Below are 21536 nucleotides of genomic sequence, written 5' to 3'. Positions count from 1 at the left end.
CTCACATCAGAATCTTGCGTGAAACGCCAACAATCACGGTGGCCTTCAAAGGATTAGCGCCAAACTGTGAACCCAATTCAGACCAACTAAGTCCTCATTATGCCGCTAATGGTACTGTCCAAGCGCGAAAAACGAAGACATCTAGATGACAGCCATCGACGCCAATCTGCCGGACCGGGATTCTGGTGAAACGGAAAACCGGCTTCTGCAAAACATAATAGATTATACTGCCATGAGCTTTGCGCTTCTGTGGCAGCGGCAGGCTATTTATCTGGCCACGACCATTTTGACTGCGTTCTTCTTCGATCCCGTTAACGCCATGCTGTTCTATGGGACAATCCTCATATGCGAAGCGCAAGATTTATTGCTGGCCAAACGCGTACCGCGCTTAAAGCCAGATCAGCACAAAGCAATTAGTATGATGGTTGCTTGGATTTTGTTGAACACGATCCTCAGCTCAACTGCAATCTGCCTGTATGCTGTTTCAGTTGCTTTCGCACAACCCGCCGGCGGTCACTTTACTCCAATGTTCTTCTTGTTTGCTGCGGCGTTGTTTGCTGCAATGAACAACCATCAGTTTCTGTGGGCAATGATTGTCCGTCTGACCATGTACGGCGTATCGTTCATGTTGATTGTCGTCAAAGATATCTGGACCGAACGCCCCGAGCTTTCATCTGAACTCTGGCTGCACTTCTTCACCGTTATCTTTGTAATGTACTTTCTGATTGACTGTTCGATGGTGTTTCTGAAGCTCTACCGCAGGAATTTGGAACAACTCGAAAAGCTCAAAGCAGAGCACGAAAGAACAAAAGCGGCCTACATTGCGAAAACTCAGTTCATATCGACAGTTAGCCATGAACTGCGTACGCCCCTCACTTCGATCAAGGGATCACTTGACTTAATCAACACAGGCGCATTGGGTGAAGCTCCAGAATCAATGCAAAGCCTCATTCATTTAGCAGGTAAAAACTGCGAACGGCTCGCATCCCTAATAAATGATGTGCTGGACATTCAAAAAATGGAAGCGGGCGAGATGAACTACCGTGAAGGAACTGTTGATGTACATGCGCTGATTCAGGAAGCGATTGCCTGTAACATGGGATACACCAGTGCTCACAACGTAGAAATTGTAGAAGACTTAAGGGGAAACAATGATCTGTACGTTAAAGGTGATGCCTCCCGCCTTCTTCAGGTGTTGGCCAACATTATCTCCAACGCAGCTAAATTCTCCCTTGATGGAGGCGAGATAACCGTCGGATGCGAGAAAGTCGGCGGGAATATTCGCCTCTTCGTCAAAGACCATGGCATCGGGATACCTGAGGGGTTCCATGACAAAGTTTTCGATTGCTTTTCCCAGATAGACTCCTCCGACGAACGTCACGCAGGCGGTACCGGCCTCGGGATGCACATTTCAAAGGAAATTGTTGAGCATTTTGGCGGTACAATAGACTACAGGAGCAAACTTGGTGAAGGCACAGAGTTCTTTGTTATGTTTCCCGCGATAAGCGGGCACGAGGTAGGTTCCGCCGGAGCCGAGCACACCTCACTAACCTGCGCCGTGCAATCCAAGCAACTTTAGCCGAATCCCACTAAGCAGGTCACCATGCTTTTTCGAAGGAATCCCAAGGTTTTAGAGCGGATTCTTCGCAGTAAAGTTAACGCCAAAACTACATGACCTCATGACAAGCTTGAAATCGCCTGCGGTAAAATGAGGGAGCCTGCATATTGCCAAAGCAACTCCAAAAAGAAAATGCTGTCCCGATCATACGATCGAAACAGCACACTCGTTACCAAATACACTTCCGAAGATGCTGTAGATTTACAACTTTCGGCAAATAAGCCTACTACTTGCAGGCCGCGATATTACTACGAACATCATAAGGGATGAGCTGTTCAAGCACCGAGAATTTCTCGTGTTTTGTTCGTTTTAGTTGTTCTAACTGATGTAAACCGGAAACAAAAAAGCTAATGACCGCCGGACTGTCAACATATTCAGCTTCTTCATCGATTCGGCGCACTCTATTTGAACTAATTCACTCAAGTTTTGACGCCCAACTCAGATTGTATGGTCGTCACAGTTCTTAAGCCCATATTGCACGTTTATCTCAATACTCGCGGCTGATCAGCCTTCACATGTGCGGCAGCTAATTACGTTGACGCACTCATACAGCCTTTTAACCAGCAGTGGAGATTCATCCTCGATAAACAGTAGTTGGTGGAAGCCATTTATGTACTTGATCGGTTGTCGGGCACTCTACTCGACGATCGGAGGCATCAGCGCACGCGTGCAGAAGCAGCGAAAGCGTTTACGTTGCGCCGATGACCAAATCACAAGCCTTTAGGTGGACCAAGATCGTTCACGCCAACATGATAAATTGAAATTACACGACGAGATGAATTATTTGGTGCGGTCGAGAAGACTCGAACTTCCACGGGTGTTACCCCACAGCGACCTCAACGCTGCGCGTCTACCAATTCCGCCACGACCGCACTGCCAGTGACTTGGTTGAGGCGCGTATAGACGCAGATGATCAGGATGTGAAGAGACAAAAACACGCCAGTTTGAATTCCCCGCCTGCATTCATATCTGTATCGTCAACGTATCCTTCATCTTCCGCTCAGGAGTCTAAACATGACTGCCGCAGATCCCCGCCCCGTGCTTCAGATCGACATCATTTCAGACGTCGTCTGCCCCTGGTGTATCGTCGGATTTCAACAGCTTGATCTGGCTCTGAAGCAGGAAAATGTTCTGGCGCGCCTTAGATGGCATCCGTTTGAACTGAACCCCAATATGCCGCCCGATGGTCAGAACCTACGCGAGCATATCATGGAGAAATACGGCTCGACCGCGGAACAAAGCCAACAGAATCGAGATCGGCTGACGCAGCTTGGAGTCGAACTGGGGTTTGCGTTCAATTTCAATGAAGAAAGCCGAATGGTGAACACCTTTGCGGCCCACCAACTGTTGGACTGGGCCGAAGCTCAGGGCCGCCAGCATCCGCTGAAACTTGCCCTGTTCAAGGCGTATTTTACCGACCAGAAGGATGTGTCGAAGATTGATGTGTTGCTTGAAGCAGTTGCAGAGGCCGGTCTGCCCGTTGATGCGGCGCGATCTGCGCTGGAAACCGGTGCGCATGTCGCCGCAGTACGTAAGAAGCAAGAGTTCTGGACCAGCCGGGGTATTTCCGGTGTCCCGTCAATGGTGTTCGGCGGCAAATATCTGGTGACCGGAGCGCAGGGCACGGACACCTATGCCCAGATTCTGCAAAGGTGCCTGGCCGAGGCCGCCTGACCCCTTCCCCTTGCAGCACCTGCGCGATATGGAACCGCCATGGAATGGAAGATCACCGACGGGTTAACCGATTACACTGAAGCCGTCGCTTTTATGGAGGCGCGCGTCGCGGCCATCGCTGCGGGCGAGGCGGACGAGTGTGTCTGGCTGCTGGAACACCCGCCGCTCTATACGGCAGGCACCTCGGCCCGGTCCGAGGATCTGACGGATCCAGATCGCTTTCCGGTCTATGAAGCAAAGCGTGGTGGAGAGTATACTTATCACGGCCCCGGTCAGCGCGTGGCTTATGTCATGCTGGACCTGAACAAACGCGGCAAGGATGTGCGGGGCTTTGTAAAAAAGCTTGAGACTTGGGTGATCGCAGCCTTGGCCGAGTTCAACGTTAAAGGCGAAATTCGCGACGGCCGTGTCGGCGTGTGGGTGCAACGTGATGACAAGCCGCTTACGGTGACCGGCCAGCCAGCCGAAGACAAGATCGCAGCCATTGGATTGCGCCTGCGCAAATGGGTCAGCTTTCACGGTATCTCAATCAATGTTGAACCTGATCTTGAGCATTTTTCCGGCATCGTCCCCTGTGGAATCAGCGAGCATGGTGTGACGTCTCTGGTCGATCTAGGCTTGCCTGTAACGATGGCCGACGTGGACGCTGCCTTGCAAAAAACCTTTGTGGATAGTTTCGAAACGGCCATCGCATAGCCTGAATTCGAATCGCTAAACGCGGCAAGGCGAATTGACAATTCCCCCTAAGAATTCCCTTTGTTTCCGAACCCGTATGCAATCCGCCATTTAGCTCGTTAATTTTGAGTTTATTTGGCGGAAAGCTCACTCAGAACGATACAAATTGCGCGTTAACGGGTAGTCTAACTTTACCGTTCTAGAGTGAGTGGTGTGTTAAACCGGAGATCCCGGAAGACCTGGGTGTCGGAAAAAGTGTTTGTTTACGAGTCTGCCGTTCCGACCCCAAAATCGGAACGGCAATTCCTTTTCAGGACCCTTGCAAATTGTCATGTCCAAACCGGGGCAATGCTGCATGCGTTTTGCCCGCGCGCTCTAACTCCAATGTGACATGCCCGATTGCGAACCGCGACCTCAGGGTTTCTTTCACCAACAGTCTTATGGTTTCCGCGTCTGTCCAGCTTTGGGCGTCGATCTCAAGATGCGCGGTCAGGGCTGGTTCCTGCTCCTGCATGCTCCAAAGGTGGATATGGTGGACACCGGCCACTCCTTCAGTGGCTTCGATCGCGGTGGCCACATCCTCGGGTGACAGATCGGGCGGCGCGCCCAGCATCAGCACCCGGATCGTTTCTCCGATCTCAGATTTCACGTGCCACAGGATGTAGACCGAGATCAGGATCGTCACCGCAGGGTCTACCCAGGTCCAGCCAAACAGTATGACGGCCGCACCTGCGACAATGACGGCAACCGATCCAAGGGCGTCAGCGACATTGTGGATAAAGGCCGCACGGATGTTCATGCTGTCCTTCGACATCGAATAGGTCAGCGCAGCGGTGATAAGGTCGACGACCAAGGCAAGCGCGGCGATCCAGACAACCATCCAGCCGTTGACAGGCTCGGGCTGGAAAAACCGCATGACACCTTCGTACAACAGATACACCGACAACACGATCAGTGTGGTGTAATTGACCAGCGCCGCGACCACCTCAGCCCGGCCATAGCCAAAACTCATACGCGGATCGGCGGGGCGACGGGCAATCTTACGTGCGAAAAAAGCGATGATCAGCGCGATAGCGTCCGAAAAATTGTGCAATGCGTCTGCAATCAGTGCCAGAGATCCGGAAAGGATGCCGCCGATGACTTGCGCCAGGGTCAGCAGCATGTTCACCCCTATCGCCCCTGCGACGCGCATATCGCCTGCGTCCGGGTCGATATGGTGATGGTTATGTCCCTCGTGGCCGTGATGATGTGCCATGGTGCCGGTGTTCCTTGTTTTGGCTGCACAGCACATGTAATTCCTCTAGTCACTAGAGGTTCAAGAGAGGAAAGCCGAAAAATGTACTCGATCGGAGAGCTTTCCCGGCGAACCGGCGTCAAAGTGCCCACAATCCGGTTCTACGAAGACAAAGGGTTGCTGCCAAAGCCGGAAAGAACGGCTGGAAATCAGCGCCGGTATGACACTGCCGTATTAAATCGGTTGCAGTTCATTCGCCACGGGCGAGACCTTGGCCTGCCTTTGAGCGATATTGAGGCACTGTTATCCTTGGAAGGCGCGCATGGCGATGATTTGAACCGGGCACATGAAATCGCCGAACGTCAATTGGCGGATGTACGTGAGCGTATCGCCCAATTGGTCAGGCTTGAGGCGGAACTGACCCGTATCGCCTCGGCTTGTGACGGTGGGCACGACCATGTTTGCGCCGTGCTCCACACGTTCGGCGACCACAGCGCGTGCCTTGGGCCGCACGACGGCAAGGGGTGATCAGACCAGCGCTGCTTTGATCTTGTCCGCATGCTGGGCGATCAGGCCGAAGTCACCCATCTTGCCCGGAGGCCGCATGGCAACACCTTCCTGACGCGGCAGGATGTGGAAATGCAGGTGAAACACCTCTTGCCCGCCTGCAGCCTCATTGAATTGCTGAACGGTGACCCCGTCGGCGTCAAACGCCTTGACCACTGCCTTCGCCAATTTTTGAACCGTCGCTGTCACGGCGGCCAGTTGCGCGGGTGATGCGTCCAGCAGGTTTCGGCAGGGTGTTTTGGGGATCACCAACAGATGCCCGTCGGACCGCGGCATGATATCCATAAAGGCCAGCGTTTCGTCATCCTCGTACACGCGGGTCGCGGGAATTTCCCCGCGCAGGATCTTGGCAAAGATGTTGTCGGGATCGTAAGCGGCCATATCTTGTCTCCGGTTTCGGGAATTGGGGATAGTACTGCGATCCACACAACCGGGGGTCAAGGCGGAACTCTGCCACGCCGCACGAATGGGCAGAAGCGGACCCTTGAAATTTTGACAGCCATCGCCAGATAGGGCCTGACTGAGACCAAGAATTCGCGGGATTTCCTCCCACCCGCGACAATTATTCTTGATCCAGATCAAACTCGGCCATTGAAGGTGCCCCCTTCGCCCTCTAAAACCAGCAGGAATCCCGCGCGCCAGAGAGGTCTGGCTGCGCGGTGCAGTTGCAACAGGAGGCACCTATAATGGCAGACGCAGCCATTCATGGTCACGAGCATGAAGATAATCGCGGATTCTTTACCCGCTGGTTCATGTCGACCAACCACAAGGACATCGGGATTCTGTACCTGATCGTCTCGGCACTTGCCGGTCTGATCTCGGTTCTGATGACCGTTTACATGCGGCTCGAGCTGATGCACCCCGGTGTGCAGTTCATGTGCCTGGAAGGCTTCATGGCCGACCCGTGTACCCCGAACGGACACCTGTGGAACGTGATGATCACCTACCATGGTGTTCTGATGATGTTCTTCGTTGTCATCCCGGCTCTTTTCGGCGGATTTGGCAACTATTTCATGCCGTTGCAGATCGGTGCGCCGGATATGGCGTTCCCGCGGATGAACAACCTGTCCTTCTGGCTGTACGTCGCCGGTACCTCGCTGGGCGTGGCTTCGTTGCTGAGCCCCGGTGGGAACGACCAGCTTGGTTCGGGTGTCGGATGGGTTCTATACCCGCCGCTGTCCACGACCGAGGGCGGCATGTCCATGGACCTTGCGATCTTCGCCGTACACGTATCGGGCGCCTCCTCGATCCTCGGCGCGATCAACATGATCACCACCTTCCTGAACATGCGTGCCCCTGGCATGACGCTGTTTAAGGTACCGCTATTCAGTTGGTCGATCTTCGTCACTTCGTGGCTGATTCTTCTGTCGCTGCCGGTTCTGGCCGGCGCGATCACCATGTTGCTGATGGACCGCAACTTTGGCTTCACCTTCTTTGACCCGGCAGGTGGCGGTGACCCGATCCTGTATCAGCACATCCTGTGGTTCTTTGGCCACCCGGAAGTGTACATCGTGATCCTGCCCGGCTTCGGCATCATCAGCCACGTGATTGCGACCTTCGCACGCAAGCCGATCTTCGGTTACCTGCCAATGGTCTGGGCGATTATCGCAATTGGCGTTCTGGGCTTCGTCGTATGGGCGCACCACATGTACACCGTTGGCATGTCGCTTCGTCAGCAGGCGTACTTCATGTTGGCCACAATGGTCATCGCGGTGCCGACAGGCGTCAAGGTCTTCTCGTGGATTGCAACAATGTGGGGCGGTTCCATCGAGTTCAAGACGCCGATGCTGTTTGCCTTCGGCTTCCTGTTCCTGTTCACCGTTGGTGGTGTGACCGGCGTTGTACTGTCGCAGGCAGGTATCGACCGCGCCTATCACGACACCTACTATGTCGTTGCGCACTTCCACTATGTGATGTCGCTCGGTGCTGTTTTTGCAATCTTTGCCGGTGTCTACTTCTACTTCTCAAAGATGACTGGTCGTCAGTACTCAGAGTTCTGGGGCAAGGTTCACTTCTGGCTGTTCTTCATCGGCGCCAACCTGACCTTCTTCCCACAGCACTTCCTGGGCCGTCAGGGCATGCCCCGCCGCTACATCGACTATCCTGAGGCTTTCGCCCAGTGGAACTTTGTATCGTCGATCGGTGCGTTCATTTCCTTCGCTTCGTTCCTGCTGTTCTTCGGCATCGTGATCTATGCCCTGCTGCGTGGCGCGAAAGAGACCCGTCCGAACCCTTGGAACGAATACGCAGACACGCTGGAATGGACCCTGCCCTCGCCGCCGCCTGAGCATACGTTCGAGCAGCTGCCAAAGCAGGAAGACTGGGACAAAGGCCACGCGCACTGATCCCGCAGTCCGATAAACCCATTAAAGCCCCGCCTTGAGCGGGGCTTTTTTTGTGTCCGGTCTCTGCACCCTGTCCGGCACGTGCATAGACACATCCAGCACCATGGGAATAGTATTCAAAAACAGGAATTCAGGGCGCCCCGGCGGAAGACACGCATACCATGATACTTCATGATGGCATTTCGATCAGAAATCTGCTCAAAGGTTCGGTCGGTTTTATCGGTATCGTTCTGGCCTGGATTTTACTGGTTCAGGTGGTCGATGAACTGACGCCGATTGACCTGATTTCGAATCCCAGCCCACCAGTAGCGATGTTGGGTTTGGCAGTGGCGTTTTTTCTGGGCTTCAAGAATACTTCCACCTATGGCCGCTGGACCGAAGCCCGCGGGGTTTGGGGTGATATCGCCAATACAAGCCGGGACTGGGGCAATACGATCTGTACCCTGGTTCAACCAAATGGCTCAGTGATTGAAGAAGACCTGCGCGATGAACTGATCGAGCGGCACATCGCCCGGATAAACATGCTGGCCTACCAGCTGCGCTAACCTGCAACTACCGGTCGCAAACGCAGGCCATGGATGTTCGGCCACAAGCCCGTATCAGGCCGCGAAGACCTGCATTAAAAACCCGAAAGCTGGCGTAACAGTCAACTTGAGGCGGATTTGCCGCTGTTAGAGGACAAGACCAATCGCGCGGCCTGTCTTATCAACCTGCAGGCCCGTCGTTTGTCAGATATGGCGCAACAGGGAAAGATAGACCCCTTCTGGCATGTCGCGCTGATGGATCGCTTATCCCGGTTTACGACGGCGCAAGGTCAGTGCGAGCGGATCAAAAACACTCCATTCCCGCGTCAGGTTGCCGAGGTCGGTCGCCTGTTCAGCTGGATATTCTTTTTCCTGTTGCCTCTGGCCTTCAACGACGAACGTTCCATCATGGTGGGCACCGATGCCTCGATGATAAGAACAGTGCTGTTCGACTGGATGACCTTTGCCCCTGTCGGCGCGCTGGTTTGCTGGATCTTCTTTGTGACCGAGCGCGTCAGTGCCTCGATGGAGGATCCGTTCGAAGGAGATGTCACCGACGTGCCAATCTCGGCGCTGTGCCGAACAATCGAGATCGATATGCGTCAGATGACCGGCTGCGGTGTTGCCCACCAACCCGCGCAACCTGTCGAAAAAGCCCTGTTTTGAACAACGTGCCACCACGCTGGTGAACCGCGTGTTTCAGGCAAAATTCGAAACTTCGACCATTTTAGGGTATGATAGGCGAAGGAACTCTGAGATCGGAGTGATTACATGCCCGAAATTGATTTTTGGTATTCCATTGGCAGCACCTACAGCTTCCTGACGATCATGCGGCTGGATGATTGGTGCGACGAACATGACGTTGCCGTAACTTGGCGGCCCTTCAACGTACGCACGGTCATGGCGGATCAGAAGAATATTCCCTTTGCAGGTAAACCGGTGAAGTCTGCATATATGTGGCGCGATATCGAACGTCGGGCCGCAAAATATCACATCCACGCCAAGCTGCCCGTACCCTACCCGATCTCGGACCTGGCGCTTGCCAATCAGGTTGCCTTGCTGGGTATGGGCGATGGCTGGGGTAAGAATTTCACGTTGGCCCTGTATCGCATTTGGTTCGAAGAAAATATCGAAGCCGGCAGCGAAACCGCGATCTCAGAAGCGCTGCACAGATGCCAGCAGGACCCGCGCCTGGTACTGTCCCGCGCTCGCAGCCCTGATACCGTGGCCGCACTTGAAGCGGAAACCGAACGGGCCGCCAAGCTGGGTGTTTTCGGCGCCCCCAGCCTTGTCGTCCGCGGCGAGGTTTTCTGGGGAGATGACCGACTGGACGACGCGCTATCCTGGGTGCGTGTTGGCCACGTTGCGTAATCATTTCCCTTCGAAACGCCACAGCATTGCGCTACATATCAGCCATGCCCTACCGATGGACAAAGACGTCTGAAACTGAACAGGAATTGCGCCTCTGGCCGCATAATTCACTGCCTCCACGCGGGGCGATGATCGTGATTCTGTCCGTGTTTCTGTTTGGACTGATCCCCCTGTTGGCAGTGCTTGGGTCGATCATCCTTTGGGGGCTTTTGCCTTTCCTGCTGATAACCGTTCTGGGACTGTGGCTGGCGATCCAGACCAACTATCGCGCGCGCAGCGTGTTCGAGATTCTAACTCTGACCGGCACACGGGCGCACCTCGTCCACCATGACCCGCGCAGCGGCCAGCAGGAATGGATCTGCAACCGTTATTGGGCCCGCCCCGAAATGCATAAACGCGGTGGACCTGTCCCGAATTACGTGACGCTGACCGGAGATGGGCGCGAAGTTGAAATAGGGTCATTTCTGTCCGAGGAAGAACGCATCGCGCTATACGACGACCTGATACAAAAACTGCGCGAACCGGTCGCGCAGTAAAAGCCGTTTCAGACTGAAAGACGGATCAGCAACCGCCGCCTGTTGCCGCGCAAAGTTGATCTTTGACCATCGGCCCGACTTTGCCAAAATCCATCTGGCCGGTGTACCGGGTCTTAAGTTCTCCCATCACTTTGCCCATGTCGCGGATCGAACCCGCACCTGTCGCAGTGATTGCCGTTTGAATGGCCTTGGAAACCTCGTCATCGTCCAATTGCTTGGGCAGAAACTCCTCGATGACTTCAACCTCACGCAACTCGCGCTCGGCCAAATCCAGCCGTCCGCCTTCTTCATAGGCGCGCGCGCTTTCCTTGCGCTGTTTGGTCATTTTACCAAGGATTTCAAGGACCTCGGTATCGCCGCAGCCCTTGGCCTCTTCGTTTTCTGCAGCCCGCGAAGCAATATCGCGGTCCTTGATTGCGGCATTGATCAAGCGCAGCGTCGACAGACGCTCGGCATTCTTGTCTTTCATTGCTTGCTTCAGGGCTGAGTTCACCCGTGATCGCATATCCATATGTTCTGTCCATCCCCATGGAAAAGGAACCCTGACCATATCGAAACAAAAAGCGTGATACAACAGGGGGTGAATATCTCTAAGTAATTGATTTTCCACAATAGCCCAAATTTTGAACAGACTTGACCCAGCGCCACAACCCCCTTAGGTATGCGCCGATTTACCCAGCAGGAGAGTCGCCCCATGGCCCAGAACGCCCCGTCCAAGCCCACCGCATGTCTGGCTTTGGCCGACGGAACATTGTTCTACGGGATGGGCTTCGGTGCCACCGGCCAAACCGTGGCCGAGTTGTGCTTTAACACTGCCATGACCGGATATCAGGAGATCATGACCGATCCCTCTTATGCCGGTCAGATCGTGACCTTTACTTTCCCCCATATCGGCAATGTCGGTGTAAACCCCGAGGATGACGAAACCGGCGATCCGGTTGCTGCCGGGATGGTGGTCAAATGGGACCCGACCGATGCGTCCAACTGGCGCGCAACTGAAGAGTTGAAGACCTGGCTTGCCAGCCGTGGCCGCATCGCTATCGGCGGTGTGGACACCCGCCGCCTGACGCGCGCCATCCGGCAGCAAGGCGCGCCGCATGTGGCGCTGGCCCATGACCCCAAGGGCAATTTCGACATCGCTGCGCTGATTGCCGCTGCGCGGGGTTTTGCTGGGCTTGAAGGCATGGATTTGGCCAAAGAGGTCACCTGCGCCCAAAGCTATCGCTGGGATGAGATGCTTTGGGCCTGGCCCGACGGATACACCCGTCAGGAAGCCCCCGTGCACAAGGTTGTCGCCATCGATTACGGTGCCAAGCGCAACATCTTGCGTTGCCTGGCGTCGGCTGGATGCGATGTAACCGTATTGCCCGCCACCGCGACAGCGGCCGAGGTACTGGCCCACAATCCTGACGGAGTATTCCTGTCCAACGGCCCCGGCGACCCTGCTGCAACGGGCGAATACGCCGTACCAATGATCAAAGAGGTTCTGGACACCACCGAACTGCCGGTCTTTGGCATCTGCCTTGGCCACCAGATGCTGGCGCTGGCCCTTGGTGGTCAGACCGTCAAGATGAACCACGGCCACCACGGCGCCAACCACCCGGTCAAGGATATGGACACTGGCAAGGTCGAGATCACCTCGATGAACCACGGCTTTGCGGTGGATGCGCAATCCTTGCCCGACGGCGTTGTGGAAACGCACCGCTCGCTGTTTGACGGGTCGAACTGCGGTATCCGCATGACCGACCGTCCGGTTTACTCGGTACAGCACCACCCCGAGGCCTCGCCCGGCCCACAGGACAGTTATTATCTGTTTGAACGCTTTGCTGAGGCAATGGCAGCCCAGAAAGCACAGGCATAATCGCCAGTTCGATCATGGTTAACCTGGTGTTAACCTAAATTGCGCAACCCTGACGTCTGGTAACCGCGTCAGGGTTGTTTCATTATGGTCGAACTAAACCTGCAGCATTTCGCGCGTGCCGCACCGATCCCTGCGCAAGACCGTAAGCCATTGGGGGCGTGTCTGATTGATCGAGGTCTGATCACCCGGTCACAACTGGACGAGGCGTTGTTTCTGCAATCCTGGCAACAGGCACCGCTGGGCGAAATTCTGGTGGCCGAAGATTGGGTCACCCGTCAGGATATTCTCTGCGCGTTGTCCGAACAAACCGGTCTACAGATTGCCGATCTCAGCAGTTCGCCCCCGCCCCTGGAACTGTGTCAATTTAAACCAGTTGAATTCTGGCTGAAACATAACGTCATTCCCTGGCGCCGCCTGGGTCCAATCCTGCTTGTGGCAACTGCGCGACCCGATCTGTTCCCCGCCGTGCGCAGCGGGTTTGAGGATGCCGGTTACACCGTCATGCCGGTACTCGCCTGTGCCGATCAGATCGACAACACCATCGCGCGCATTTACGCCTCTCCGCTTGCCCAATCGGCCGAGACGCGCGTTGAGCTGGATCAAAGCTGCCGATCATGGACCCCGAAATCTCATATAGGACCCGCCCTTGCCCTAACAGGGCTTACGGGGCTGTTTGCTGCTTTCCCCACGACAGGGCTGACCGTTCTGGTCGCCGCCGCCGTGATCAGCCTGGTCTTGTTTTTGTGCCTGCGCCTTGCCGGGCTGCTGGCCTTTGTCTGGCATTCGGCAAAACACCGGCCCAGGGCAAACCCAGCAGCCCCGCCACAAGCGTTGCCTTGTGTGTCGATCATGGTGCCGCTTTATAAGGAACGTGAAATCGCCGACGCGCTCATTCATCGGTTGCAACGGCTTACTTACCCCAAGGCGCTACTGGACATTATTCTGGTGCTTGAGGAAACCGATGAGGTAACACGCGCCACTCTTGCTCAGGTTGCTCTGCCCAGTTGGATCAGAACCGTCGAAGTGCCCGAGCTGAACGGTCTGACCACCAAACCCCGCGCCATGAACTATGCGCTGGATTTCTGCCGCGGCGATATTCTGGGTGTCTGGGATGCCGAGGACGCGCCGCAGCCTGATCAGATCGAACGTGTCGTCCGCCATTTCACCCAGGCGGACGAAGATGTTGTCTGCTTGCAGGGCGTATTGGACTACTACAACCCTCGCACCAATTGGCGGTCCCGCTGTTTTACCATTGAATACAACAGCTGGTTTCGGGTCGTCCTTCAGGGCGTCGCGCGGCTTGGGCTTGTTGTGCCCTTGGGCGGAACCACGTTCTTTTTCCGCCGCGACAAGCTGTTGGAGTTGGGCGGCTGGGACGCCCACAACGTCACCGAGGACGCCGATCTTGGTGTGCGCCTTTCGCGCGCCGGCTATCGCACCGAAATGGTGGACACCGCCACCTATGAAGAGGCCAATTTCCGCGCCTGGCCCTGGGTACGACAAAGATCACGGTGGCTAAAAGGGTTCATGGTGACCTACCTGGTTCACATGCGGGCCCCCACGCGGCTGCTTCAAGATCTGGGGCTATTTCGGTTTTTAGGCGTGCAGGCCTTTTTCCTGGGAACTGTCGGGCAATTCCTGCTGGCACCGGTTCTGTGGCTGTTCTGGCTGACAAGCTTTGGCTTGGCCAGCCCATTAGACCCCATTCTCTCTGACAACGTTCTGGCGGCACTGATCGGCCTTTTTCTAAGCGCCGAGATCACCAATATTGCAGTTGGCACCATCGCCGTTTCAGCACGTGAAAGACGGTTTCTATTGCCATGGGTGCCGACCATGCCGCTGTATTTCCCATTGGGTGTTCTGGCGGCCTATAAAGCCTTATGGGAATTGGTGCTGAACCCGTTCTTCTGGGACAAAACGCAACACGGGCAGGCCAGTGAAGAAAGCCTGCCGCCCGCGTGATCAGTTCTCGCGCAGAACCGCGTCCTGTTTCAGCCGCGTCATGAACGCCACAGAAATGTGATCCTTGAGCGCGCGTGCCGCGGCCTCTTCGTCACGCGCAGCGATGGCTTCGACAATTCCCTTATGTTCGCTCTGCGCAATCTCACCGCGCCCTTGCACCGCCAGCGACGTCGTGGCCATCAGCGCCATGGTGCGATGCACAAGATCCAGCTGCTGCACCAGATAGCGGTTGTGCGAGGCCAGATGTATCTGCTCGTGAAACCGGCGGTTCGCCCGAGACAAAGCCTGAGGGTCGTCGACCAGCGCGTCATCCTCGGTCACCATTTCCTGCAGCACTTTGATTTCTTCTTCGGTGGCGTGCTTTGCGGCCAGCTTGGCCGCTAACCCTTCCAACTCGCGTCGTACGACGTACAACTCGGCCATCTGGTTGTGGTTCAGCGAGGCCACGATCAGTGACCGCCCGTCCCGCTCCAAGAGGGATTGCGTTTCAAGTCGCTGCAGAGCTTCGCGAATAGGTGTGCGCGATACACCGAACCGTTCGGCAAGCTCGCTTTCGACCAGACGGTCACCGGGCTTGTAAACGCCTACGTCGATCGCTTCGAGAATTAGGCTATAGGCGTCTTTGGACGGCTGTCTGGACTGGGGCATATGGTGGTTTGTCTCCTCGTTCGGATATGTCTATCCGTCACTTGCCCTTTGGATCAAGAGCAGCATTGAAAACCGTGCCTTTGCGGCCTAAACAAACCCCATGGTCAAACCAGCTTTTGCTCACGTCACCCAATGGGTGTTCGACCTCGACAACACGCTCTACCCGCCGCATATGCGCCTGTTCGATCAGATCGAGGTGTTGATGACGGATTACGTGGTGCAGGCTATCGGCGTTGACCGGGCCGAAGCGGATCGGCTGCGCTCACATTACTGGCGGCAATACGGAACTACGCTGGCTGGGCTGATGGCCGAGCATGATCTGGACCCCGATCCCTATCTGCACGCCGTCCATCAGGTCGACATGAGCCACATGGACCCCGATGTCGAACTGGCCGATCACATCCAATCCCTGCCCGGTCGTCGGATCGTGTATACCAACGGCAGCGCGCCCTATGCGGAACGTGTACTTGAGGCGCGCGGCCTCAACGGTCTGTTCGATGCGATCTACGGGGTCGAACACGCCGGTTATCGCCCCAAGCCCGAACAGGCAGCGTTTGAGGCGATATTTGCGCAAGACGGAATCGATGCTGCGCAGGCCGCCATGTTCGAGGATGACCCGCGCAATCTGGCCGCCCCGCATGCAATGGGAATGCGCACCGTCCACGTCGCGCCCGAGCCGCACGAGGCGGACCATATCCACCATCACACCGACGATTTAACCGCCTTTCTGGCTCGCCTGCGATAGGCTGTCACACTGCGACGATCTGCACATTCTGCAGGTGCAAAATCGATCCTATATGCGCCTCAGCGACGAACAGAATCGGAGACCCCATGAGCGCGATCGAGATGCCTCGGCGCCTGCCCATTTGGCAGCGCCTGTTGTTTGCAATCCCCGTTTTCGGCTGGCTGGCCCGCGATGCCGCCAATGGAACGGCCGAGGATTGGTATTACACGGCAGCCGCCATTTTCAGCATGTGGGGATGTTCGGCGCTGCTCTTCGGCCTGCCTGGGCTTTACATCCCGGCCGTCATGATGGTGCCGATGATGTTCATCCTGCTCATCCTGATCTCGCGCGGCTGACACACGGGACAGGATGTCACTTGGCACCGGCCTTGGAACCGAACTAGGTTCTGCCCAAGACTCGGAGACCAAGGCCATGACTGACAGCTGTGATATCCTGATTTCTGGCGGAGGAATCGCCGGACTGACCGCTGCGGCGGTCTTTGGAACTGCCGGGTTCGACGTGGTTTGCGTCGACCCCGCGCCACCGATTACCGAACGAGATGTGGACGGATCCGACCTGCGGACCACCGCCTTTTTGCAACCTGCGCATGGGTTGTTGGCGCAATGCGGGCTGTGGCAACGGCTGGACGAATACGCGGCACCCCTTCAGATCATGCGAATCGTGGATGCAGGAGGCGACGTTCCCGAACCCCGCGTAGTGCGCGATTTCAACGCTGCCGATATTTCGGACCAACCCTTTGGTTGGAACCTGCCCAACTGGTTGCTGCGGCGCGAGATGGTGACCCGCCTGGCCGAACTTCCCAATGTCGATTTCCGCCCCGGCACCGGTACCGTCAGCCTGTTTACGCGCACCGCCGAAGCCCGTGTGGGGCTGAGCGATGGCAGCCGTATACGCTGCAAGCTGGTGATCGCCGCAGACGGGCGCAATTCCCCGATGCGCGAGGCCGCGGGAATCAACGTCCACACCACCCGGTATGGCCAAAAAGCACTGGCCTTTGCGGTCACACATCCGATTCCGCACGACAATGTCTCGACCGAGATTCACCGTTCCGGCGGGCCGTTCACTCTGGTCCCCCTGCCCGACTGGCAAGGGCAGCCCTCATCGGCGATTGTGTGGATGGAGCGCGGCCCACGGGCGGTCGAGTTGCTGAACACCGACCCCGAGGCGTTCGAGACGCTGATGACCGAACGCTCTTGCGGGTTGTTCGGGCCGCTGAAACTGGCCTCGCGCCGGACGATCTGGCCGATCATCAGCCAGTCGGCAGAACGGCTGGCGGGCGAAAGGGTTGCCCTAATGGCCGAGGCAGCCCATGTGGTGCCCCCCATCGGCGCGCAGGGATTGAACATGTCACTGGGTGATCTGCGTACCTTGCTGGATCTGGCACAAGCACGACCCGAAGGTCTGGGCGATGCTCAGATGTTGGACGCTTATCACAAGGCCCGCCACACCGAAATCGAGATGCGCGTCAAAGGTATCGACCTGTTGAACCGCGCCTCGATGATCGAGGCGCGTCCGCTGCGGGATGCACGGGCGATGGGGTTGAGCGCTCTCTATTCCCTACCGCCCGTACGAAAGACATTGATGCAGATGGGCCTCGGCGTACGCTGAGGCTCCGCAATCAAAGAACCTGATCTAGTACACGCTTGAGCCGCGCGATTGTGCCATCAACGTCATAAAGCTTGTCCAACCCGAACAGACCCAACCGGAACGTGCTGAACCCTTCGGGCTCATCACATTGCAGCGGAACACCTGCCGCGATCTGCATACCCAAAGCGGCGAATTTCTTGCCATTCTGAACTTCGGGGTCCGACGTGTAGGTGACCACAACCCCCGGCGCGCCGAACCCGTCTGCCGCGACCGAGATCAGCCCTTGGTCTTTCAGCATCGCCCGCACCCCGTTGCCCAAGGCCCACTGAGCGTCCCGCAACTTTTCAAAACCGTAATCACGGGTCTCGACCATGGTGTCCCGGAACGCCTGCAGCGCGTCGGTTGGCATGGTCGCGTGATACGCGTGCCCACCGTTCTCATACGCCTGCATAATCTGTCGCCATTTCTTCAGATCTACAGCGAAACTGTCAGACGTTGTCTCCTCCAGCCGCGCTTCGGCTCGTTCGGACAGCATGACCAGACCGGCGCAAGGCGAGGCGCTCCACCCTTTCTGAGGGGCCGATATCAGAACATCCACGCCGGTGGCCTTCATATCAATCCAGGCACAGCCCGAAGCGATGCAATCCAGCACCATCAATGCGCCAACCTCATGCGCGGCCTCCGCCATGGCAGTCACGTAATCACTCGGCAATATGAGGCCTGCGGATGTTTCCACATGCGGTGCAAATACGACATCGGGGCGTTGCTCGCGAATTGTTGACACCACCTCTTCAATCGGTGCCGGCGCAAATGGGGATGGGCTGGAGTTGCCGGTTTGCCGCGCCTTGAGTACGGTCGCCGATGCCGTCAAATCCGCAGATTCGATTATCTGGCTCCAACGATAAGAAAACCACCCGTTGCGCACGACCAGAACGTTGGCGTTACGCGCGAATTGGCGCGCCACAGCTTCCATCCCATAAGTACCGCCACCAGGGATCACCGCAACGCCATCGGCGTTGTAAACATCACACAAGATGGACGAAACATCGCGCATGACAGTCTGAAACCGGGCTGACATGTGGTTCAGCGACCGATCCGTAAAAACAACCGAAAACTCTTCGAGCCCGTTCGGGTCGATACTTTCCAAAAGCGCGGGCATGATATGTCCTTTCAAACTGTCCTTCAGAATTTTGAGGCCTTTTTCGAGAATGGTACAGCCCCAGTCTCGTGCTGATAATTGACGCAACGGAAGTCAAAATCCTAACAAAAAATTAACCACGAAAAGCTCTAATTGAACAACTCGTTGACGCCAAATAGGGTCACCACCCCTTTACACCCAGAGGTGTTTCTGAACAGATACATACACTTTGTACAAGAAAGGTATTGCTTCTCGTGACTGCTCAAAAGCGGATCAGTTTTCAGGTCGTACGTGACGAAGTTAAGCGGCGTATTGAAAGCCGGATTTGGCCACAAGGATCTCTGCTGCCGACAGAAACGCAGCTTGCTGAAGAATTCAATTGCGCGCGTGCAACGGTAAACCGCGCCCTGCGCGAGCTTGCCGAGCAAGGGTTCGTAGAACGCAAACGCAAAAGCGGCACGCGGGTAAAAAAGGAGCCCAGCAAACACGCCAAGCTGGAGTTTTCTCTGGCCCGTCAATCGGTTGAGAATCAAAACTCAATCTATCGCTATGCACTTGTTGAACGGAATGTCGTATCCAGCCCCGGTTGGCTGGCCTCGCAACTCAGCGTTTCGCCCGACGCGCGGGTGCTGCATGTGATCTGCATGCACTATGCGGACAACCGCCCCTTTCAGCTAGAGGAGCGCTGGATCAACATCGACACAGTACCTGACGTTGAGCATGCGGATCTCAACACGCGGGGCCCCCACGAGTGGCTGCTGAACGTTGCCCCCTTTACCGAGGCTGAGGTTGCATTCTGCGCAATTTCCGCCGACGGGAGGCTGGCAGAATTCATGGGCACCACTGCCGGAACTTCGATGATTCAATTGGAACGCACTACTTGGAAAGATGGTGTTCCGATGACCTTTGCCCGGATGACGCATCACCCCGGCTATTGCATCCGCACCAAATACTAACCTTGCTTAGCCGATTGGGCCGGGCAAGCGCTCTTCGCTCAGCAATACGTTTGCCTCGACCTCACCCGCGCCGGGTAAGGTCATAATCCGCCGTCGCAGCACCCGTTCGAAATCGGACAGATCACGTGCAACTACCCTCAGGCGATAGTCGTAAAGACCCAACACATGTTCGACCGTCTGCACCTCGGGGATGGCGCTGACGGCGCGCTCAAAGTCTTCAAGGCTGACTTGTCCCTTGCGCGCCAGTTTGACGCCCAGAAACACGGTCACGCCGAACCCCAACGCCTCGGCATTCAGACGCAGGCGACGGCCCTTGATGACCCCTGCTGATTCCAGCCGGCGGATGCGCCGCCAGGTTGCCGGTTGGGACAACCCCAGCTTGCGCCCCAACGCCCCGGCGCTTTGCGTGGCATCCAGTACCAGCGCACGCAGGATGGTCCGGTCGGTTTCATCCAGTTCGATCATACCGGCAACACCTCGTTCCGCTTGACCCGCGCGATATGCATCAGCGCTTCGATATCGGCTATGTGCGGCAGGGTTAGAATACGATCGCGATAGATTTGCTGATAGTGCGTCATGTCGCGTGCAATCACCGACAGCCTCACGTCCACACGCCCCAAAAACGTCTGAATTTCAATAACTTCCGAAACTCCCCGCGCGGCAACAGTAAATTCGTCAAACGCGCGCGGTTGGGTTTTGTCCAGCGTCACGCGCAGTGAAACCTCAACCGCATATCCCATCGCCGGCCAATCAATAACAACCTCTTGCCCCAGAATGACACCCGAGGCCTGCATCTTTTCAACCCGACGCCAGCACACACCCTGACTGATCCCGCAACGCTCGGCCAATTCGGCCATGGTCAGGGTCGGTTCGGCCTGTAAGTGACGCAGAATGCGCCTGTCCATATCATCCAGCATGTTTTTTCCGGTTAAGTCAGAATTTGCGCATAAATTTTCGCATTTAGCTTCAATAGTCGATTGTAAAGCGCTCGCCAATAGCTTTGGACCCTATTAGAACCGCAGCAACCGCAAATGAAAGGACCGAAAACATGCGCGTCTATTACGATCGCGATTGCGATATCAACCTGATCAAAGACAAAAAAGTAGCGATCTTGGGCTATGGCTCGCAAGGTCACGCTCATGCGCTGAACCTGCGCGACTCGGGCGCCAAGAACCTGGTTGTCGCTCTGCGCGAAGGGTCGGCATCCGCCAAGAAAGCAGAAGCCGAAGGCCTGACCGTCATGGGCATCGCCGAAGCGGCGGCCTGGTGTGACGTCATCATGTTCACCATGCCCGACGAACTGCAGGCCGAAACCTACAAGAAATACGTGCATGACAACATCAAGCCGGGCTCGGCCATTGCCTTTGCCCACGGCCTGAACGTCCACTTTGGCCTTATCGAGCCGAAAGAAGGTGTCGACGTCATCATGATGGCCCCCAAAGGCCCCGGCCACACCGTGCGTGGCGAATACGTCAAAGGCGGCGGCGTGCCCTGCCTGGTGGCCGTGGACAGCGACGCAACCGGCAAGGCGCTGGAAATCGGCCTGTCCTACTGCTCGGCCATCGGTGGCGGCCGCTCGGGCATTATTGAGACCAACTTCCGTGAAGAATGCGAAACCGACCTGTTCGGCGAGCAGGCCGTTCTGTGCGGCGGTATCGTTGAGCTGATCCGCTGCGGTTTTGAGACTCTGGTCGAAGCAGGTTATGCACCTGAAATGGCCTATTTTGAGTGTCTGCACGAGACCAAGCTGATCGTTGATCTGATCTATGAAGGCGGCATCGCCAACATGGATTACTCGATCTCGAACACTGCGGAATATGGCCAGTACGTCACCGGCCCGCGCATTCTGCCCTATGAGCAGACCAAGAAGGCGATGAAAGAGACCCTGTCGGACATCCAAACCGGTAAGTTTGTGCGTGACTTCATGCTGGAAAACGCAGTTGGTCAGCCAACCATCAAAGCGTCCCGCCGCCACAATGACGAGCATCAGATCGAGCAAGTTGGCAAGAAACTGCGCGACATGATGCCGTGGATTTCCGCCGGCAAGCTGGTCGATCAGGAAAAGAACTGATCCTGACTGTTCTAAGCGAAGGGG

At 56.2% G+C, this 21536-nt stretch carries 21 protein-coding genes, 1 tRNA gene and 1 pseudogene; 15 read left to right on the top strand and 8 right to left on the bottom strand.

Annotation, left to right across the window (positions count from 1 at the left end; all coding sequences use genetic code 11):
• The first annotated feature begins 145 nt into the window (after window positions 1–145).
• Window positions 146–1579 (top strand): sensor histidine kinase, encoded by a 1434-nt coding sequence (locus ACR3EP_RS03180; RefSeq protein WP_480636293.1) that lies wholly within the window; start codon window positions 146–148, stop codon window positions 1577–1579.
• 824 nt (window positions 1580–2403) lie between these two features.
• On the opposite strand, the gene ACR3EP_RS03175 is transcribed toward ACR3EP_RS03180, so the two are convergent.
• Window positions 2404–2490: transfer RNA gene (locus ACR3EP_RS03175), tRNA-Leu, on the bottom strand.
• Window positions 2491–2632: 142 nt separating this feature from the next.
• Here ACR3EP_RS03175 and ACR3EP_RS03170 point away from each other — a divergent pair.
• Together ACR3EP_RS03170 and lipB are read left to right on the top strand one after the other, a co-directional pair.
• Window positions 2633–3292, top strand: coding sequence for a DsbA family oxidoreductase (locus ACR3EP_RS03170; protein WP_480636292.1), 660 nt, complete (start codon window positions 2633–2635; stop codon window positions 3290–3292).
• Window positions 3293–3331: 39 nt separating this feature from the next.
• Window positions 3332–3988, top strand: a complete 657-nt coding sequence (gene lipB, locus ACR3EP_RS03165) for a lipoyl(octanoyl) transferase LipB (protein WP_480636291.1) — start codon at window positions 3332–3334, stop codon at window positions 3986–3988.
• Between the two features lie 289 nt (window positions 3989–4277).
• On the opposite strand, the gene ACR3EP_RS03160 is transcribed toward lipB, so the two are convergent.
• Window positions 4278–5222, bottom strand: coding sequence for a cation diffusion facilitator family transporter (locus ACR3EP_RS03160; RefSeq protein WP_480636290.1), 945 nt, complete (start codon window positions 5220–5222; stop codon window positions 4278–4280).
• 81 nt (window positions 5223–5303) lie between these two features.
• Here ACR3EP_RS03160 and ACR3EP_RS03155 point away from each other — a divergent pair, with 81 nt between their 5' ends.
• Window positions 5304–5729, top strand: a complete 426-nt coding sequence (locus ACR3EP_RS03155; protein WP_170348355.1) for a MerR family transcriptional regulator — start codon at window positions 5304–5306, stop codon at window positions 5727–5729.
• On the opposite strand, the gene ACR3EP_RS03150 is transcribed toward ACR3EP_RS03155, so the two are convergent.
• Window positions 5730–6149, bottom strand: coding sequence for an HIT family protein (locus tag ACR3EP_RS03150; protein WP_480636288.1), 420 nt, complete (start codon window positions 6147–6149; stop codon window positions 5730–5732).
• Window positions 6150–6454: 305 nt separating this feature from the next.
• Here ACR3EP_RS03150 and ctaD point away from each other — a divergent pair, with 305 nt between their 5' ends.
• From ctaD to ACR3EP_RS03130, 4 genes and pseudogenes are all read left to right on the top strand, one after another.
• On the top strand, window positions 6455–8113 hold the full coding sequence (ctaD, locus tag ACR3EP_RS03145; protein ID WP_170348353.1) for a cytochrome c oxidase subunit I: 1659 nt from the start codon (window positions 6455–6457) through the stop codon (window positions 8111–8113).
• Between the two features lie 161 nt (window positions 8114–8274).
• Window positions 8275–9303: pseudogene (locus tag ACR3EP_RS03140) on the top strand (bestrophin family protein).
• A gap of 105 nt (window positions 9304–9408) precedes the next feature.
• Window positions 9409–10008 (top strand): 2-hydroxychromene-2-carboxylate isomerase, encoded by a 600-nt coding sequence (locus tag ACR3EP_RS03135; RefSeq protein ID WP_170348351.1) that lies wholly within the window; start codon window positions 9409–9411, stop codon window positions 10006–10008.
• Window positions 10009–10052: 44 nt separating this feature from the next.
• A complete protein-coding gene (locus ACR3EP_RS03130; RefSeq protein ID WP_480636286.1) occupies window positions 10053–10544 on the top strand; it encodes a DUF2244 domain-containing protein in 492 nt (163 codons plus the stop codon).
• 25 nt (window positions 10545–10569) lie between these two features.
• On the opposite strand, the gene ACR3EP_RS03125 is transcribed toward ACR3EP_RS03130, so the two are convergent.
• Window positions 10570–11055: a GatB/YqeY domain-containing protein gene (locus ACR3EP_RS03125; protein ID WP_170348349.1), complete on the bottom strand. Its 486-nt coding sequence runs from the start codon at window positions 11053–11055 to the stop codon at window positions 10570–10572.
• A 183-nt stretch (window positions 11056–11238) separates the two neighbouring features.
• Here ACR3EP_RS03125 and carA point away from each other — a divergent pair, with 183 nt between their 5' ends.
• Window positions 11239–12405, top strand: a complete 1167-nt coding sequence (gene carA / locus ACR3EP_RS03120) for a glutamine-hydrolyzing carbamoyl-phosphate synthase small subunit (protein WP_480636284.1) — start codon at window positions 11239–11241, stop codon at window positions 12403–12405.
• 84 nt (window positions 12406–12489) lie between these two features.
• Window positions 12490–14367: a glycosyltransferase gene (locus ACR3EP_RS03115; protein ID WP_480636282.1), complete on the top strand. Its 1878-nt coding sequence runs from the start codon at window positions 12490–12492 to the stop codon at window positions 14365–14367.
• On the opposite strand, the gene ACR3EP_RS03110 is transcribed toward ACR3EP_RS03115, so the two are convergent.
• A complete protein-coding gene (locus tag ACR3EP_RS03110; protein ID WP_170348346.1) occupies window positions 14368–15015 on the bottom strand; it encodes a GntR family transcriptional regulator in 648 nt (215 codons plus the stop codon).
• A gap of 100 nt (window positions 15016–15115) precedes the next feature.
• Between ACR3EP_RS03110 and ACR3EP_RS03105 the strand changes: the two genes are divergently transcribed.
• From ACR3EP_RS03105 to ACR3EP_RS03095, 3 genes are all read left to right on the top strand, one after another.
• A complete protein-coding gene (locus tag ACR3EP_RS03105) occupies window positions 15116–15760 on the top strand; it encodes a pyrimidine 5'-nucleotidase (RefSeq protein WP_480636280.1) in 645 nt (214 codons plus the stop codon).
• An 86-nt stretch (window positions 15761–15846) separates the two neighbouring features.
• Window positions 15847–16095 (top strand): hypothetical protein, encoded by a 249-nt coding sequence (locus tag ACR3EP_RS03100; protein ID WP_170348344.1) that lies wholly within the window; start codon window positions 15847–15849, stop codon window positions 16093–16095.
• A 76-nt stretch (window positions 16096–16171) separates the two neighbouring features.
• Window positions 16172–17368: a UbiH/UbiF family hydroxylase gene (locus ACR3EP_RS03095; RefSeq protein WP_425080832.1), complete on the top strand. Its 1197-nt coding sequence runs from the start codon at window positions 16172–16174 to the stop codon at window positions 17366–17368.
• 10 nt (window positions 17369–17378) lie between these two features.
• On the opposite strand, the gene ACR3EP_RS03090 is transcribed toward ACR3EP_RS03095, so the two are convergent.
• Window positions 17379–18506 carry an aminotransferase class V-fold PLP-dependent enzyme gene (locus tag ACR3EP_RS03090; protein WP_480636278.1) on the bottom strand — a complete coding sequence of 376 codons (1128 nt, stop codon included), beginning with the start codon at window positions 18504–18506 and terminating at the stop codon, window positions 17379–17381.
• 233 nt (window positions 18507–18739) lie between these two features.
• Between ACR3EP_RS03090 and ACR3EP_RS03085 the strand changes: the two genes are divergently transcribed.
• On the top strand, window positions 18740–19441 hold the full coding sequence (locus ACR3EP_RS03085; protein WP_170357886.1) for a GntR family transcriptional regulator: 702 nt from the start codon (window positions 18740–18742) through the stop codon (window positions 19439–19441).
• 6 nt (window positions 19442–19447) lie between these two features.
• Here ACR3EP_RS03085 and ACR3EP_RS03080 read toward each other — a convergent pair whose 3' ends face one another.
• On the bottom strand, window positions 19448–19906 hold the full coding sequence (locus tag ACR3EP_RS03080) for an Lrp/AsnC family transcriptional regulator (protein ID WP_480636276.1): 459 nt from the start codon (window positions 19904–19906) through the stop codon (window positions 19448–19450).
• A complete protein-coding gene (locus tag ACR3EP_RS03075; RefSeq protein ID WP_480636274.1) occupies window positions 19903–20358 on the bottom strand; it encodes an Lrp/AsnC family transcriptional regulator in 456 nt (151 codons plus the stop codon). Before ACR3EP_RS03075 ends, ACR3EP_RS03080 begins: the two co-directional genes overlap by 4 nt.
• A 92-nt stretch (window positions 20359–20450) precedes the next feature.
• On the opposite strand from ACR3EP_RS03075, the gene ilvC reads away from it, so the two are divergent.
• Window positions 20451–21512 (top strand): ketol-acid reductoisomerase, encoded by a 1062-nt coding sequence (gene ilvC / locus ACR3EP_RS03070; RefSeq protein WP_480638991.1) that lies wholly within the window; start codon window positions 20451–20453, stop codon window positions 21510–21512.
• The last annotated feature ends 24 nt before the right edge of the window (window positions 21513–21536 follow it).

The sequence above is a fragment of the Ruegeria sp. BB10 genome, assembly GCF_056535725.1.
This window is presented reverse-complemented; position numbering and strand designations above follow the sequence as displayed.